This window comes from Streptomyces murinus (assembly GCF_002154555.1).
Lineage (GTDB): Bacteria > Actinomycetota > Actinomycetes > Streptomycetales > Streptomycetaceae > Streptomyces > Streptomyces murinus.
Genome location: NZ_MUNF01000251.1, coordinates 1 through 16771, shown reverse-complemented (window position 1 = coordinate 16771; position 16771 = coordinate 1). Strand labels below are relative to the sequence as shown.

General features: G+C 72.8%; 14 protein-coding genes. 12 read left to right on the top strand and 2 right to left on the bottom strand.

The window, feature by feature from the left end:
* Positions 1–63: 63 nt before the first annotated feature.
* From CCN72_RS16900 to CCN72_RS16885, 4 genes are all read left to right on the top strand, one after another.
* Positions 64–1629 carry a phytoene desaturase family protein gene (locus tag CCN72_RS16900; RefSeq protein WP_086808240.1) on the top strand — a complete coding sequence of 522 codons (1566 nt, stop codon included), beginning with the start codon at positions 64–66 and terminating at the stop codon, positions 1627–1629.
* Positions 1630–1696: 67 nt separating this feature from the next.
* Positions 1697–2809 carry an NAD(P)H-dependent flavin oxidoreductase gene (locus tag CCN72_RS16895; RefSeq protein ID WP_086808239.1) on the top strand — a complete coding sequence of 371 codons (1113 nt, stop codon included), beginning with the start codon at positions 1697–1699 and terminating at the stop codon, positions 2807–2809.
* A complete protein-coding gene (locus CCN72_RS16890) occupies positions 2806–4365 on the top strand; it encodes an acyl-CoA synthetase (RefSeq protein ID WP_086808238.1) in 1560 nt (519 codons plus the stop codon). The genes CCN72_RS16895 and CCN72_RS16890 overlap by 4 nt, the downstream gene beginning before the upstream one ends.
* A 95-nt stretch (positions 4366–4460) precedes the next feature.
* Positions 4461–5984, top strand: a complete 1524-nt coding sequence (locus CCN72_RS16885) for a fatty acyl-CoA synthetase (RefSeq protein WP_086808237.1) — start codon at positions 4461–4463, stop codon at positions 5982–5984.
* Positions 5985–6033: 49 nt separating this feature from the next.
* Here CCN72_RS16885 and paaK read toward each other — a convergent pair whose 3' ends face one another.
* Positions 6034–7344 (bottom strand): phenylacetate--CoA ligase PaaK, encoded by a 1311-nt coding sequence (paaK, locus tag CCN72_RS16880; RefSeq protein ID WP_086808236.1) that lies wholly within the window; start codon positions 7342–7344, stop codon positions 6034–6036.
* Positions 7345–7528: 184 nt separating this feature from the next.
* Here paaK and CCN72_RS16875 point away from each other — a divergent pair, with 184 nt between their 5' ends.
* Positions 7529–8365, top strand: a complete 837-nt coding sequence (locus tag CCN72_RS16875; RefSeq protein ID WP_086808241.1) for an alpha/beta fold hydrolase — start codon at positions 7529–7531, stop codon at positions 8363–8365.
* Positions 8366–8438: 73 nt separating this feature from the next.
* Positions 8439–9365 carry an alpha/beta fold hydrolase gene (locus tag CCN72_RS16870; RefSeq protein WP_086808235.1) on the top strand — a complete coding sequence of 309 codons (927 nt, stop codon included), beginning with the start codon at positions 8439–8441 and terminating at the stop codon, positions 9363–9365.
* Here CCN72_RS16870 and CCN72_RS16865 read toward each other — a convergent pair.
* A complete protein-coding gene (locus CCN72_RS16865) occupies positions 9347–10969 on the bottom strand; it encodes an acyl-CoA synthetase (protein WP_086808234.1) in 1623 nt (540 codons plus the stop codon). The genes CCN72_RS16870 and CCN72_RS16865 overlap by 19 nt on opposite strands.
* Positions 10970–11137: 168 nt before the next feature.
* Here CCN72_RS16865 and CCN72_RS16860 point away from each other — a divergent pair, with 168 nt between their 5' ends.
* From CCN72_RS16860 to CCN72_RS16835, 6 genes are all read left to right on the top strand, one after another.
* Positions 11138–11938, top strand: coding sequence for a crotonase/enoyl-CoA hydratase family protein (locus CCN72_RS16860; RefSeq protein ID WP_086808233.1), 801 nt, complete (start codon positions 11138–11140; stop codon positions 11936–11938).
* A gap of 59 nt (positions 11939–11997) precedes the next feature.
* Positions 11998–12939 (top strand): Zn-ribbon domain-containing OB-fold protein, encoded by a 942-nt coding sequence (locus CCN72_RS16855; protein ID WP_086808232.1) that lies wholly within the window; start codon positions 11998–12000, stop codon positions 12937–12939.
* Positions 12936–13985: a thiolase domain-containing protein gene (locus CCN72_RS16850; protein WP_086808231.1), complete on the top strand. Its 1050-nt coding sequence runs from the start codon at positions 12936–12938 to the stop codon at positions 13983–13985. The genes CCN72_RS16855 and CCN72_RS16850 overlap by 4 nt, the downstream gene beginning before the upstream one ends.
* Positions 13982–15148 (top strand): thiolase domain-containing protein, encoded by a 1167-nt coding sequence (locus tag CCN72_RS16845; RefSeq protein WP_086808230.1) that lies wholly within the window; start codon positions 13982–13984, stop codon positions 15146–15148. Before CCN72_RS16850 ends, CCN72_RS16845 begins: the two co-directional genes overlap by 4 nt.
* A gap of 83 nt (positions 15149–15231) precedes the next feature.
* Positions 15232–15474: a DUF397 domain-containing protein gene (locus CCN72_RS16840; RefSeq protein WP_085563191.1), complete on the top strand. Its 243-nt coding sequence runs from the start codon at positions 15232–15234 to the stop codon at positions 15472–15474.
* A gap of 147 nt (positions 15475–15621) precedes the next feature.
* Positions 15622–16521 carry a universal stress protein gene (locus tag CCN72_RS16835; protein WP_086808229.1) on the top strand — a complete coding sequence of 300 codons (900 nt, stop codon included), beginning with the start codon at positions 15622–15624 and terminating at the stop codon, positions 16519–16521.
* Positions 16522–16771: the final 250 nt, after the last annotated feature.

Sequence of the window (16771 nt, the reverse complement as noted above, 5' to 3'; positions counted from 1 at the left end):
GCCCCGCACAAGATCCCCTGGCGTCCCTCTGGCCCGCCGGATCACCCCGTGTTACGAAGGACCATGTCCGTGAACCAGGGAACCCGCGCGTACGACGCCGTCATCGTCGGGGCAGGCCACAACGGTCTGGTCGCCGCCGCCTATCTGGCCCGGGCCGGGCGCTCCGTGCTGGTGCTGGAGCGGCTCGGTCACACCGGTGGGGCCGCCGTGTCCAGTACGCCGTTCGCCGGGGTGGAAGCCAGGCTGTCGCGGTACTCCTACCTGGTCAGCCTGCTGCCGCGGAAGATCGTGGCCGACCTCGGCCTCGACTTCCGGCTGCGCTCGCGCACCATCTCCTCGTACACCCCCGTGGAACGCGCGGGCCGCCCCACCGGACTCCTCGTCGGCGGCGGCGAGGCACGCACCCGGGACGCGTTCGCCCGGCTGACCGGCGCTGCGCGCGAGTACGCCGCCTGGCAGCGCTTCTACGGCATGACCGGCCGCGTCGCCGAGCGCGTCTTCCCGACCCTCACCGAGCCGCTGCCCACCCGGGACGAGCTGCGCCGCCGCATCGACGACGAGAGTGCCTGGCGGGCCCTGTTCGAGGAGCCGATCGGGGCCGCGGTCGAGGAGTACTTCGAGGACGACCTGGTCCGGGGCGTGGTCCTCACCGACGCCCTGATCGGCACCTTCGCCGACGCCCATGACCCCTCACTCGCCCAGAACCGCTGCTTCCTCTACCACGTGATCGGCGGCGGCACCGGCGCCTGGGACGTGCCCGTGGGCGGCATGGGCGCCCTCACCGACGCCCTCGCGGCGGCGGCCCGTGCGGCGGGCGCGGAGATCGTGACCGGACACGAGGCGGTCCGCATCACCGGCGACGAGAGCGGCGCCGAGGTCACCTATCGAACCGCCGACGGCGAGGGCGTCGCCGCCGCCCGCCACGTCCTGGTCAACGCCGCACCGCAGGAGCTGGCCGCCCTCACCGGGGACACGCCCCCGGAACCCGCCGAGGGCGCCCAGCTCAAGGTGAACATGCTGCTCACCCGGCTGCCGAAGCTCCGCGACCCCGATGTCGACCCGCGCGAGGCGTTCGCCGGCACCTTCCACATCGCCGAGGGATACGGCCAGTTGGCCACCGCCCACGCCCAGGCCGCCGCGGGCCGGCTGCCCGCCGCGCCGCCCTCCGAGATCTACTGCCACTCGCTGACCGACCCCACCATCCTCGGCCCCGAACTCGCCGGGCGCGGCTACCAGACCCTCACCCTCTTCGGCCTGCACACCCCGGCCCGGCTCTTCGACGGGGACAACGACGGCGTCCGTGAGGAACTGCTGGATGCCACCCTCGCCGAGCTGGACGCCCATCTCGCCGAGCCCCTCGCCGACTGCCTGGCCACCGACGCCGACGGCCGCCCCTGCATCGAGGCGAAGACCCCGCTCGACCTGGAACGGGACCTGCGGCTGCCCGGCGGCAACATCTTCCACCGCGCCCTGTCCTGGCCCTACTCCCAGGCGGACACCGGCCGTTGGGGCGTCGAGACCCCGCACCCGCGCGTCCTGCTGTGCGGGGCGGGAGCGGTGCGCGGGGGAGGGGTGAGCGGCGTACCCGGGCACAACGCGGCGATGGCGGTGCTGGAACAAGGAGCCTAGAGAAGAGAACTGACGGTACGTCAGAAAAGGTCTTCCGTCGTACGGGCCGGTGCGGCATCCTGCGCCCATGCAGACGGAGCTGAGCGACCAACTGGGCATCGAGCACGCCGTCTTCGGCTTCACGCCGTTCCCCGCCGTCGCCGCGGCCATCAGCCGCGCCGGCGGCTTCGGCGTGCTCGGCGCCGTCCGCTACACCGCCCCCGACGACCTCAGACGCGACCTCGACTGGCTCGACGCGCACACCGAAGGCCGCCCCTACGGACTGGACGTCGTCATGCCCGCCCGCAAGGTCGAGGGCGTCACCGAGGCCGACGTCGAGGCGATGATCCCCGAGGAGCACCGGCGGTTCGTGCGCGAGACCCTCGCCGCGCACGGGGTCCCCGCACTGCCCGAGGGCGAGGCGGCCGGCTGGCGGATCACCGGCTGGATGGAACAGGTCGCCCGAAGCCAGCTGGACGTCGCCTTCGACTACCCGATCCGGCTGCTCGCGGGCGCCCTCGGCTCCCCGCCCGCCGACGTCGTCACCCGCGCCCATGAGCGGGGCGTGCCCGTGGCCGCGCTCGCGGGCAGCGCCCGGCACGCCCGCAAGCACCGGGACGCGGGCATCGACATCGTGGTGGCCCAGGGCTACGAGGCCGGCGGGCACACCGGGGAGATCGCCACCATGGTGCTCACCCCCGAGGTCGTGGAGGCCGTCGCCCCGCTGCCCGTGCTGGCCGCCGGCGGCATCGGCAGCGGAGCGCAGATCGCCGCCGCCCTCGCCCTCGGCGCCCAGGGCGTCTGGCTCGGCTCCCTCTGGCTGACCACCACCGAGGCCGAGCTGCACTCGCCCGCGCTGACCCGCAAACTGCTCGCCGCCGGGTCCGGGGACACCGTCCGCTCCCGCGCCCTGACCGGAAAACCCGCCCGCCAGCTGCGCACCGCCTGGACCGACGCCTGGGACGACCCGGCGGGACCCGGACCACTGCCCATGCCATTGCAGGGACTGCTGGTCGCCGAGGCGGTCTCCCGTATCCAGAAGCACGAGGTCGAACCCCTGCTCGGCACGCCCGTCGGGCAGATCGTCGGCCGGATGACCGAAGAACGCCGCGTCCAGGACGTCCTGGACGACCTCACCCGCGGCTTCGAGCGGGCCGTGGACCGGATCAACCGCATCGCGCGAAGGAGCGGCACATCATGAGCGCACCGGTGACGCCCCCCACCGGCTTCTGGGCCCAGGCCGCCCAGGACCCCGGCCGCACCGTCCTGATCACCCCCGACGGCGAGGAGTGGACCGCGGGCCGCCTCGCCGCCGCCGCCAACCGGCTGGTCCACGGGCTGCGCGCGGCGGGCCTGGAGCGCGGCGACGCCTTCGCCGTCGTCCTCCCCAACGGCGTCGAGTTCCTCACCGCCTATCTCGCCGCCACCCAGGCCGGGTGGTACCTCGTCCCGGTCAACCACCATCTGGTCGGCCCCGAGATCGCCTGGATCGTCGCCGACTCCGGTGCCAAGGTGCTGATCGCGCACGAGCGTTACGCCGACACCGCACGCGCCGCCGCCGACGAGGCCGGCCTCCCGGACGCGGCGCGGTACGCGGTCGGTACCGCCCCGGGCTTTCGGCCGTACACCCAACTACTCGACGGACAACCGGAGTCGGCGCCCGCCGGACGCGAACTCGGCTGGGTCATGAACTACACCTCCGGTACGACCGGACGCCCGCGCGGCATCCGCCGCCCGCTGCCCGGCAAGCCCCCCGAGGAGGCGTACCTGGGCGGCTTCCTCGGCATCTTCGGCATCACGCCGTACGACGGCCATGTGCACCTGGTCTGCTCGCCGCTCTACCACACGGCCGTCCTCCAGTTCGCGGGCGCCTCCCTGCACATCGGCCACCAGCTGGTGGTGATGGACGGCTGGACCCCGGAGGAGATGCTGCGCCTGATCGACACCCACCGCTGCACCCACACCCATATGGTCCCGACCCAGTTCCACCGGCTGCTGGCCCTCCCCGAGGAGACCAGGGGCCGCTACGACGTCTCCGCCATGCGGCACGCCATCCATGGCGCCGCGCCCTGCCCGGAGCATGTCAAGCGGGCCATGATCGACTGGTGGGGGACCTGCGTGGAGGAGTACTACGCGGCCAGCGAGGGCGGCGGTGCCTTCGCCACCGCAGAGGACTGGCTGAAGAAGCCCGGCACGGTCGGCAGGGCCTGGCCGATCAGCGAACTCGCGGTCCTCGACGACGACGGTCACCGGCTGCCGCCCGGTCAACTGGGCACCGTGTACATGAAGATGAACACCGGCGGCTTCGCGTATCACAAGGACGAGGACAAGACCCGCAGGAACCGGGTCGGCGACTTCTTCACCGTCGGCGACCTCGGCTACCTGGACGAGGACGGCTGCCTGTTCCTCCGGGACCGCAAGATCGACATGATCATCTCCGGCGGGGTCAACATCTACCCGGCCGAGATCGAGTCCGTGCTGCTCGCCCACCCCGCCGTCGCCGACGCCGCCGCCTTCGGTATCCCGCACGACGACTGGGGCGAGGAGGTCAAGGCCGTCGTGGAACCGGCCCCCGGGCACGAGGCGGGGCCCGAGCTGGCCGCGTCGATCCTCGACCACTGCGCGGACCGGCTCGCCCGGTTCAAGCGGCCCCGCAGCGTCGACTTCGTCGCCGAACTGCCCCGCGACCCCAACGGCAAGCTCTACAAACGACGGCTGCGCGACCCCTACTGGCAGGGCCGCACCCGCCCGGTCTGATCCGGCGCCCTCCCGACGGCGGCACGCGCCCGGTCGCCATCCGGTCCTGCCACAGCCCTTGACCTGCGCGTCCGGCGGCCGCAAGATCTGCGGTCATGAGCAAGGCACAGGGCGGCACGGCCGGCGGACAGAGCGGCAGCACGGTCGACGCGATGCTGCGGCGCAGCGCCCGCCGCACCCCCACACGGACCGCGGTGGAGTACGGCGAGCGCTCCTGGACGTACGGCGAACTGGACGACGCGGTCTCCCGCGCGGCCGCCCTGCTGCTCGCCGAGGGCCTCGCCCCCGGCGACCGGGTCGGCGCCTTCGGCCACAACTCGGACGCCTACCTGATCGCCTTCCTCGGCTGCGCCCGCGCCGGCCTGGTCCACGTCCCGGTCAACCACCACCTCACCGGCGACGACCTGGCCTATCTCGTCGGGCAGTCCGGCAGCACCCTGGTGCTCACCGACCCCGACCTCGCGGACCGGCTCCCGGACGGGGTGCGGTCGCTGCCGCTGCGGGACAGCGGGGACTCGCTCCTGGCGCGGCTCGCGGACACCGCGCCGTACGACGGCCCGGGACCGGACTCCGAGGACCTGGCGCAACTGCTCTACACCTCCGGTACGACCGCGCAGCCCAAGGGCGCGATGATGACCCACCGGGCCCTGGTGCACGAGTACCTGAGCGCGATCACCGCCCTGGACCTGCGCGCCGAGGACCGCCCCGCGCACGCGCTGCCGCTGTACCACTCGGCGCAGCTGCACGTCTTCCTGCTGCCCTACCTCGCGGTCGGCGCCACCAGCGTCATCCTGGACGCGCCGGACGGTGACCTGCTGTTCGACCTGATCGAGGCGGGCCGCGTGGACAGCGTGTTCGCGCCGCCCACCGTATGGATCGCCCTGGCGAACCGGCCCGACTTCGCCACCCGCAACCTCGACGGGCTCCGCAAGGCGTACTACGGCGCCTCCATCATGCCGGTGCCGGTCCTGGAGCGGCTGCGCGAGCGCCTGCCGGACCTCGCCCTCTACAACTGCTTCGGGCAGAGCGAGATCGGCCCCCTCGCCGCGGTCCTCGGACCGGCCGAGCACGAGGAGCGGCCCGCCTCCTGCGGGCGGCCCGTGCTGTTCGTGGAGGCCAGGGTCGTGGACCCGGAGGGCCGCGAGGTGCCCGACGGCACGACCGGTGAGATCGTCTACCGCTCGCCCCAGCTGTGCGAGGGCTACTGGGACAAGCCCGAGGAGAGTGCGGAGGCGTTCCGCGACGGCTGGTTCCACTCCGGCGACCTCGCGGTGCGGGATGCCGAGGGCTGCTTCACGATCGTGGACCGGGTGAAGGACGTCATCAACTCCGGTGGTGTGCTGGTCGCTTCACGGCAGGTCGAGGACGCCCTCTACACCCATGAGGCGGTCGCCGAGGCCGCCGTGGTCGGCCTGCCCGACACCCGCTGGATCGAGGCCGTCACGGCGATCGTCGTCCGGCGCGCCGAGGTGACCGAGGAGCAACTCGTCGCGCACGTGCGGGAGAAGCTGCCGTCCTTCAAGGCGCCCAAGCGGGTGCTGTTCGTGGACGCGCTGCCGCGCAACGCCAGCGGGAAGATCCTCAAGCGCGAGCTGCGGGACCGCTTCACGCAGGGGTGAGGTCACCGCCCGCGGGCCGTCGGGCGATGACGTGCGGCGGGTTCGCGGCTCATCCCTGTCCGGTGTCGTGCGGGCGCAGGTCCACGATCCGGCGGATCTTGCCGACCGAGCGCTCCAGCGACTCCGGCTCCACGATCTCCACGTCCACCGACACCCCGATGCCGTTCTTCACCGCGGTCACGATGGACCGGGCCGCCGCCTCCCGCACCTCCGGGGTGGCACCGGCGCGCGCCTCGGCGCGCACGGTGAGCGAGTCCATCCGGCCCGTACGGGTCAGCCGCAGCTGGAAGTGCGGGGCCACCCCCGGCGTACGCAGCACGATCTCCTCGATCTGGGTGGGGAACAGATTCACCCCGCGCAGGATCACCAGATCGTCGCTGCGCCCGGAGATCTTCTCCATCCGCCGGAACACCCGCGCCGTGCCGGGCAGCAGCCGGGTCAGATCCCGGGTCCGGTACCGGACGATCGGCATGGCCTCCTTGGTCAGCGAGGTGAACACCAGCTCGCCCCGCTCGCCCTCCGGCAGCACCTCGCCGGTGACGGGATCGATCACCTCCGGATAGAAGTGGTCCTCCCACACGGTCAGCCCGTCCTTGGTCTCCACGCACTCCTGCGCCACCCCGGGACCGACCACCTCCGACAGCCCGTAGATGTCCACGGCGTCGATCGCGAACCGCTCCTCGATCTCCCGCCGCATCTGCTCGGTCCACGGCTCGGCCCCGAAGATCCCGACCCGCAGCGAGGTCGTACGCGGGTCCACGCCCTGCCGCTCGAACTCGTCGAGGAGCGTCAGCATGTACGAGGGCGTCACCATGATCACGGCCGGTTCCAGGTCCTGGATCAGCTGGACCTGCCGCGCCGTCATGCCACCGGACGCGGGGACGACCGTACAGCCGAGCCGTTCCGCCCCGTAGTGGGCGCCGAGCCCGCCGGTGAACAGGCCGTACCCGTACGCCACATGCACCACGTCGCCGGGGCGCCCGCCCGCCGCCCGGATGGAGCGCGCCACCATGTCGGCCCACATGGACAGATCGTTCTCGGTGTAGCCGACCACCGTGGGGCGGCCGGTGGTGCCGCTGGAGGCGTGCAGCCGGCGGATCCGCTCCCTGGGCACCGCGAACATCCCGAACGGGTAGTTCTCCCGCAGGTCCGCCTTGGTGGTGAAGGGAAAACGGGCGAGATCCTCCAGCGAACGGCAGTCCTCCGGGCGTATCCCCGCCTTGTCGAAGGACTCCCGGTAGAACGGCACCCGCTCATAGGCGTGCCGCAGCGAGGCGCGCAGCCGCTCCAGCTGGAGCGTCCGCAGTTCCTCGGGGCCGAGCCGTTCGCCCGCGTCCAGCAGCTCCCGCGCGTCCGCCATCGGCACGTCTCCTCACCAAGTCGGTCCGTATCACGACAATCCGGACGACCGATCATTCGGTCGAACTGTTCGGGGTCAGTAATTCAGGCCGAAGGGGTTCGGGACAAGGGGGCTGCGGAGATTTGTCGTGCCGCCTGCGGAAATACCTTGCGGCCGGGCGCGCCGGGCCGACAGCATCATGCTCATGCCGACCTTCACCACGGCCGACGGCACCCGCCTCGCCCACCACCTACGGGGCGCGGGCGAACCCCTCGCCGTGCTACCCGGCGGCCCCCTGCGCGCCTCCGCCTATCTGGGAGACCTCGGCGGGCTCACCGCGCACCGCCGCCTGGCCCTGCTGGACCTGCGGGGCACCGGTGACTCGGCGGCTCCGGCCGACCCGGCGACGTACCGCTGCGACCGTATGACCGAGGACGTGGAGGCCTGGCGCGACCACCTCGGTCTGGACCGCTTCGACCTGCTCGCCCACTCCGCGGGCGCGGCCCTGGCCATGCTCTACGCGGCCCGCCACCCGCACCGGATCGGGCGCCTGCTGCTGATCACCCCGAACCCGTCCGCCCTCGGCCTGCGCGCCACCCCCGAGGACCGGCTCGCCGCGGCCGCGGCCCGGGCGCACGAGCCGTGGTTCCCCGAGGCGTACCCCGCCTTCCGTGCCTGGCTCGCGGGCGAGGCGGACTTCGACGATGTGTTCCTGCCCTTCTTCTACGGCCGCTGGGACGACACCGCACGGGCGCACGCGGACGCGGAGTTGGAGCAGACGAACGAGGAGGCCGCCGACCGGTACTTCGCCGAGGGCGCCTTCACCCCGGACGCGACCCGCGCCGCCCTCGCGGCTCTGAAGGCCCCGGTCCTCGTGTACGCGGGCGCACTGGACGGCGGGCCGCGCCCGGACCTCGCCCGCCGGACGGCCGAGTGCTTCCCGAACGCCGAGGTCGTCGTCCAGCCGGGCGCCGGGCACTATCCGTGGCTGGACGATCCGGGGGAGTTCAGGGGGCGGGTCGCCGGGTTCCTCGACGGGTGAGCGGTGAGGCGACCCCGGCTCCGGCTTGTTCTGCTGTCCGAGCCGAACATCTCAAGATTGATAGGCTCCGGACATGATCGACTCCTCCGGCGGCCAGAACCCGGTCCCCGGGTTGCCACTGCACGATCTGGCGGGCTTCACCCACCGTTGGGTCGAGGGGGACGGCGTCCGGCTCCACGTGGTGGAAGGCGACCGGTCGGCGGGTCCCACCGTCGTCCTGCTCGCCGGATTCCCGCAGACCTGGTGGGCCTGGCGCACGGTGATGCCCGCCCTCGCCGAGCGCTTCCATGTGATCGCGGTCGACCTCCCGGGGCAGGGCCACTCCGAGCGCCCGCACGGAAGTTACGACACGCACACCGTCGCCGCGCATGTCCAGGCGGCACTGGACGCGCTCGACGTCCCGGCGTACTGGCTCGTCGCCCATGACATCGGGGCCTGGGTCGCCTTCTCGCTGGCCCTGAAGTACGAGGAGCACCTGCACGGCGTCGCGCTGCTCGACGCCGGCATCCCCGGCATCACCCTCCCGGAATCCGTCCCGCTCGATCCCGAACGAGCCTGGAAGACCTGGCACTTCGCGTTCCACCTGGTACCCGAACTGCCCGAGACACTCCTCACCGGCCGCGAGCGCGACTACGTGGACTGGTTCCTGCGGGCCAAGACGCTGTCCCCGGACACCTTCGACGGCGCCGAGGTCGACCAGTACGCCGCCGCCATCGCGGCCGAGGGCGGGCTTCGTGCCTCGCTCGCCTACTACCGTGACGCCCCGAGGTCGGCGCGTGAGAACCGAGACGCTCTTGAGCGGGGACGTCTGACCGTCCCGGTCCTCGGCATCTCCAGCTCCCACGGCTCGATCCCGGACATGGCCGCCTCCCTCGGCCCCTGGGCGGAGAACACGACCGGTGTCGTCATCCCGGAGGCCGGCCACTTCATTCCCGACGAGCAGCCCGGCGCGGTCGTTCAAGCGCTGACCGCGTTCCTCGATCAGGAGCGCGCCGGGTAGTCCGCCGCCGCCACCTCCCGCGCCCACCGGTAGTCCGCCTTGCCGCTCGGCGAGCGGTGGATCGTGTCGGTGAGGACGAGCTGGCGGGGGATCTTGTAGCCGGCCAGCCGGGTACGGCAATGGGTCCGCAGCTCGGACAGGGAGAGGCGGGGCGCGCCCGCGCGGAGCTGCACCACGGCCGCCACATGGTTGCCCCAGACGGCGTCCGGCACCCCGGCGACCAGCGCGTCGTACACGTCCGGATGCGCCTTGAGGGCCTGTTCGACCTCCTCCGGGTAGACCTTCTCGCCGCCGGTGTTGATGCACTGGGAGCCCCGGCCGAGCACGGTGAGGACGCCGTCCGCGTCGACGGTGGCCATGTCGCCGAGCAGCACCCAGCGCACCCCGTCCCGCTCGAAGAAGGTCTCGGCGGTCTTCCGCGGGTCGTTGTAGTAGCCGAGCGGGACATGCCCGCACTGCGCGACCCGGCCGGGCTCACCCGGGGCGACCGGCTCATAGGTCGCCGGATCGACCACCCGGGTACGGGAGTTGACCCGCAGCCGGAAGCCGCGCTCGGGCCCCGAGTCCTCCGTCGCCGTGCCGTTGAAGCCGGACTCGGAGGAACCGAAGTTGTTCAGCAGCACGGCGTTCGGGACGAGTGCGGTGAACTGCCGGCGCACCGTCTCCGACATGATCGCGCCGGACGAGGAGACGCTGAACAGCGCCGAGCAGTCGGTGCCCTTCATGGGCCCGTTCAGCGCGTCGATCAGCGGGCGCAGCATCGCGTCGCCGACCAGGGACATGCTGGTGACCTTCTCCCGCTCGACCGTGCGCAGCACCTCCTCGGGCACGAACCTGCGGTGCAGCACGACGCGTTGGCCGAAGTTGAAGCCGATGAAGGCGGTGAGCGTCGAGGTGCCGTGCATCAGCGGGGGAGTGGGGAAGAAGGTGATGCCGGAGCCGCCCGCGGCGACCCGCTCGGCCAGCTCCTCGGGCGCCTTCACCGGCTCACCCGTCGGCGCACCCCCGCCGAGCCCCGCGAAGAACAGATCCTCCTGACGCCACATCACTCCCTTGGGCATGCCGGTCGTGCCACCGGTGTAGATGATGAACTGGTCGTCCCCCGAACGGGCCGGAAAGCCCCGCTCCGGTGAACCCGACGCCTCGGCGCGCGCGAAGTACCCCGCCGTGCCGATCCCCGCCGGGCCCGCCCCGACCCGCAGCAGCTGCCGCAGTCCCGGCGCACGCGGCGCCGCCGCGCCCACCCGGTCCTCGAACTCCGCGTCGTAGACCAGCGCCACCAGATCCGCGTCCCGGTAGAGGTACACCAACTCCTCTTCGACATAACGGTAGTTGACGTTCACCGGGACGATCCGCGCCTTCAGGCAGGCCAGTACCGTCTGCACGTACTCGACGCCGTTGTACAGATGCAGGCCCAGATGCTCCCCGGGGCGGATCCCGCTGTCGGCGAGATGATGGGCGAGGCGGTTGGCCGCCGCGTCCAACTCCGCGTACGTCAGCCGGCGTTCCGCCCCGGTGCCGGGATGGTCGAGATACACGAGCGCCTCGCGGTCCGGCACCACGTCGGCCACCGACTCGAACAGGTCGGCAAGGTTGTACTCCACCGCTCCTCCTGACCCCGTCGGTCCGTCCGGACCTCAGCAGAGCAAAGCCCGCCGCAACTGGGAAGGCCCCGGAACAAAAGAAACTGACTGAGCGTCAGAAAACTCTTGAAGTGCCCGGCCGACTCCTGCAACCTGTTCTCGTTCTCACCGAACCGAGGGGAGAGGCCCATGGGCGGGACGGAACACCTCACCGTGCGACGCGAGGGCGCCACCCTGGTGCTCACGCTCGACCGGCCCGAAGCCAGGAACGCGCTGTCACTGCCGATGCTCGTCGGCCTCTACGACGGCTGGCTGGAAGCCGACGCGGACGACACGGTCCGCTCGATCGTGCTCACCGGGGCCGGCGGCTCCTTCTGCTCCGGCATGGACCTGAAGGCGCTGGCCGGCGACGGCATGCGCGGCCAGGCGCACCACGACCGGCTCAAGGACGACCCCGACCTGCACTGGAAGGCGATGCTGCGCCACCACCGCCCCCGCAAACCGGTGATCGCCGCCGTCGAGGGCCCCTGCGTCGCGGGCGGCACCGAGATCCTCCAGGGCACCGACATCCGGGTCGCGGGCGAGTCCGCCACCTTCGGCCTGTTCGAGGTCCGGCGCGGACTCTTCCCGATCGGCGGCTCCACCGTCCGCCTGCCACGCCAGATCCCGCGCACCCACGCCCTGGAGATGCTGCTCACCGGCCGCCCCTACAGCGCCCGGGAGGCCGCGGACATCGGCCTGATCGGCCATGTCGTGCCCGACGGCACCGCCCTCGGCAAGGCGCTGGAGATCGCCGAGCTGATCAACGCGTGCGGCCCGCTCGCCGTCGAGGCCGTGAAGGCGTCCGTGTACGAGAGCGCCGAGATGACCGAGACCGAGGGCCTCGCCGCCGAACTCGCCCGGGGCCGGCCGATCTTCGCCACCGCCGACGCCAAGGAAGGCGCCCGCGCCTTCGCGGAGAAACGGCCCCCCGACTTCCAGCGCGCCTGACCGGCGGAGTCTCGATGCCCGACGCCCTCGAACAACGCGCCTGATCCGAGGAGCCCCCGATGCCCGACGTCCGCAAAGCGCCCCTCGTCGTCGAATTCCCCTTCACCCGCTCCCTCGGCCCCGTCCAGCGCGCCTTTCTCACCGGGCTGCGCGAACGCGTCGTCCTCGGTGTGCGCACCACCGCCGGACGCGTCCTCGTGCCGCCCGCCGAGTACGACCCCGACACCGCCGAGGAGCTCCACGACCTGGTGCCCGTCGCCGCCACCGGCACCATCACCACCTGGGCCTGGAACCACGCCCCCCGCCCCGGCCAGCCCCTCACCGGCCCCTTCGCCTGGGCCCTGGTCCGCCTCGACGGCGCCGACACCGCCCTGCTGGGTGCCCTCGACGCCCCCGGCCCCGACGCCGTCCGCAGCGGCATGCGGGTACGGATCCGCTGGGCCGCCGAACGCACCGGCGCCATCACCGACATCGCCTGCTTCGAGCCGTACGACGGCCCACCGGAGCAACCCGCCCCGCACACCGGCGAGTTCGAGAACCCGGTCACCGGCATCGTCGCCCCCGCCCGGCTCGACTACACCTACACACCCGGCCGCGCCCAGTCCGACCACCTCGACGCGCTGGCCGAACGGAAGACCGTCGGCGAACGCTGTCCCCGCTGCCGCAAGGTCTACGTCCCGCCCCGCGGCGCCTGCCCCACCTGCGGCATCGCCACCACCGAACACGTCGAGGTGGGCCCGCGCGGCACCGTCACCACCTTCTGCGTCGTCAACATCAAGGCGCGCAACCTCGACATCGACGTGCCCTACGTCTACGCGCACATCGCCCTCGACGGCGCCGACCTCGCCCTGCACGCCCGGATCGGCGGCATCCCCTACGACCGGGTGCGCATGGGCCTGCGCGTGGAACCGGTGTGGACCGAGGGCGCCCCGCACCCCGACCACTACCGCCCCACCGGCGAACCCGACGCCGACTACGACACCTACAAGGAGCTGCTGTGACCCGGCAGATCGCGGTCGTCGCCTTCGCGCAGAGCGACCACCGGCGCACCACGGACGAACTGTCCGAGGTCGAGATGCTGATGCCGGTCCTGCACGAGGTCCTCGCGCGCACCGGCCTGAAGACCGCCGACATCGGCTTCACCTGCTCCGGCTCCAGCGACTACCTCGCCGGACGCGCCTTCTCCTTCACCATGACCCTCGACGGCGTGGGCGCCTGGCCGCCGATCTCCGAGTCCCATCTGGAGATGGACGGCGCCTTCGCCCTGTACGAGGCCTGGTCCAAGCTGCTCACCGGGGACGCCGACACCGCCCTCGTCTACGCCTACGGCAAGTCCTCGCCCGGCTCGCTGCGCGATGTGCTCACCCGCCAGCTCGACCCCTACTACCTCGCCCCGCTGTGGCCCGACTCGGTCGCCCTCGCCGCGCTCCAGGCACAGGCCCTGATCGACGCCGGGGCCACCGACGAGAATGCCCTCGCCGCCATCGGCGCCCGCAGCCGCGCCGCCGCCACCGCCAACCCGCACGCCCAGCTCAACGGCCCCGTCCCACAAGGCGATTACGTCGTACGGCCCCTGCGCACCGGCGACTGCCCGCCGATCGGCGACGGCGCCGCCGCGGTGATCCTCGCCGCCGGCGACCGGGCCCGGCAGCTGTGCCCGCGGCCCGCCTGGATCCGGGGCCTGGACCACCGCGTCGAGCCCCACTCCCTCGGCGCCCGCGACCTCACCGACTCACCCTCCGCGCGGCTCGCCGCCGAGCGGGCCGGCACCTTCGAACGGCCCGTGGATACCGCCGAGTTGCACGCCCCCTTCAGCTCCCAGGAGGTGGTCCTGCGCAAGGCGCTGCGCCTCGGCGAGGAGGTGGTCGTCAACCCCTCCGGCGGGGCCCTCGCCGCCAACCCCGTCATGGCCGCCGGACTCATCCGCATCGGCGAGGCCGCCGCCCGCATCCACCGGGGCGCCTCCGACCGCGCCCTCGCGCACGCCACCTCCGGCCCCTGCCTCCAGCAGAACCTGGTCGCCGTACTCGAAGGGGATCCGCGATGAGCAAGGAGCCCGTGGCCGTCACCGGCATCGGCCAGAGCAAGCACGCGGCCGCCCGCCGCGATGTCTCGCTCGCCGGGCTCGTCCGCGAGGCGGCCCAACGTGCCCTGGACGACGCCGAGGTGGAGTGGGCCGACATCGACGCCGTGGTCATCGGCAAGGCGCCCGACTTCTTCGAGGGCGTGATGATGCCCGAGCTGTACCTCGCCGACGCCCTCGGCGCCGTGGGGAAACCCCTGCTGCGCGTGCACACCGCGGGCTCCGTCGGCGGCTCCACCGCGCTGGTCGCCGCGAACCTCGTGGCCGCCCGGCTGCACGGCACCGTCCTCACCGTCGCCTTCGAGAAGCAGTCCGAGTCCAACGCCATGTGGGGACTGTCCCTGCCCGTCCCCTTCCAGCAGCCCCTGCTCGCCGGGGCGGGCGGCTTCTTCGCCCCGCATGTGCGCGCCTATATGCGGCGCAGCGGCGCCCCCGACACCGTCGGCGCGCTGGTCGCCCACAAGGACCGGCGCAACGCCCTCAAGAACCCGTACGCCCACCTGCACGAACACGACATCACCCTGGAGAAGGTGATGGCGGCGCCGATGCTCTGGGACCCCGTCCGCTACTCCGAGACCTGCCCCTCCTCCGACGGCGCCTGCGCCATGGTGCTCACCGACCGCGCCGGAGCCGCTCGCGCGCCCCGGCCGCCCGCCTGGCTGCTCGGCGGCGCCATGCGCAGCGAACCCACCCTGTTCGCGGGCAAGGACTTCGTCTCCCCGCGGGCCGGCCGGGACTGCGCCGCCGACGTCTACCGGCAGGCGGGGATCACCGACCCGCGCCGGGACATCGACGCCGTCGAGATGTACGTGCCGTTCTCCTGGTACGAGCCCATGTGGCTGGAGAACCTGGGCTTCGCCGAGGAGGGCGAGGGCTGGAAGCTCACCGAGGCCGGGGTGACCGCGCTCGACGGCGACCTCCCCGTCAACATGTCGGGCGGGGTGCTGTCCACCAACCCCATCGGCGCCTCCGGCATGCTCCGCTTCGCCGAGGCCGCCCTCCAGGTGCGCGGCCAGGCCGGGGAGCACCAGGTGCCGGGGGCCAGGAAGGTGCTCGGGCACGCGTACGGCGGCGGATCGCAGTTCTTCGCCATGTGGCTGGTCGGCGCCGAGCCGCCGGAGCGCTGAACGTCCTCCCCACGTGGGCTGTTGGGCACCGGGAGCGGTCGCTAGGCTGACCCGCGGACGACGACACCGGGAGGAGCACGGACGTGGCCGAGAGCACCACCCAGCACATGCCGCTCAAGGGATGGGACAAGCCGGACCTGGACCTCAGCGAGGCCGAGTGGCAGTCCAGCAGCCGAGGCAAGGGCGATGTCCAGATCGCCTTCGTCGAGGGCTTCATCGCGATGCGCAACAGCGAGCGGCCGGAGAGCCCCTCCCTGATCTTCACCCCCGCGGAGTGGGGCGCCTTCGTCTCCGGCGCGCGGGAAGGGGAGTTCGACCTCACCTGAGGACGGGCCGGACCGCGGGCCTGATCTGAACCGGGGGTGTTGCGCGCCGATTTCCGGACACGCGACCTACAGCGCCCTGCCGGGGCCGATGCCTGATGGAGGCTGGCCCCAGCAAGGGAGAAGGTCGTGTTCCGGAGGTGAGGAAGCATGAGCGCTGCGCCGGTCATCGCCGCGGTGGACGGTTCCGAGGACAGTCTGCGCGCGATGGAGTGGGCGGCGGACGCCGCCCGTCGCCGTGCGGCACCGCTGCGGGTGGTCCATGTCCGCCAGTACGCCGCCTGGGGGCAGACCGACGTCCTGGTGGCCGGGCCGCCCGAGGAGGAGGGTGATCCCGTCCTCGACGAGGTGCGCGCCCGGCTCGCGGAGCACGCGCCCGAGACCGTGGAGTACATCGCGCTGGAGGGGGCGCCCGGCGCGGTGCTGCCCGAACTGGGCGTCGACGCCCAGCTGATGGTGCTCGGCTCCCGGGGGCGGGGCGGCTTCGCCAGCCTGCTGCTCGGCTCCAACAGCCTCGCCGCCGCGCGGGACGCCGAGTGCCCGGTGGTCGTCGTACCCCCGCCCGACCGGGAGGTGCACGGCGAGGGACCGGCCGAGCCCGGACCCCGGGTGGTGGTCGGCGTGAACGTCGACAGCCCCGACGAGGCCACGCTCTCCTTCGCCTTCACCGAGGCGGCCCTGCGCGGTGCCCGGGTCCAGGTGATCGCCGCCTATCCGTGGCCCCTGCAGACCTGGTCGGCGCCGGGCCAGCTGGTGCCCCCGATGCCCGACGAGGAGGCCATCGCGAACGAGACCCGGGCGCTCGCCGAGGGCTTCCTCGCCCCGCACCGCGAGCGTCACCCGAGTGTCCGCGCCGACTCGGAGGCCCTGCCGGGCGACGCTGCGGGCAACCTCGTGGCCGCCTCCCGCGACGCCGAACTGGTCGTCGTCGGCCGCCATCGCCGCCGCCTGCTGGCCCCGGCCCGCATGATGGGCTCCGTCACCCAGGCCGTCCTGCTGCACGCGGCCGCCCCGGTCGCGGTCCTTCCGCCGACGCCGGGGGAGGGATGAGCGGATGAGGTGAGGGCGCCTGCGGAGACGCGCCGGCCCGCCGTGGCAGCGCGGGTTGCCCGTGCGGTGGCGGGTGCACGCGAGCGGTGGGCCGCGCCGCACTGTTCGCCGTCAGGGGCCCGCGTCGCCGTTCGGGCGCGTGGGAGCGGTGGATCGCGGGGCGGGCTGCCGGACGTGCGGCGCGCGGTCCGCGTCCGGTGCCGATGGGTGCGGTGCCTGGTGAGCGTGGGTGGCGGGCCGCGCGGCGCCG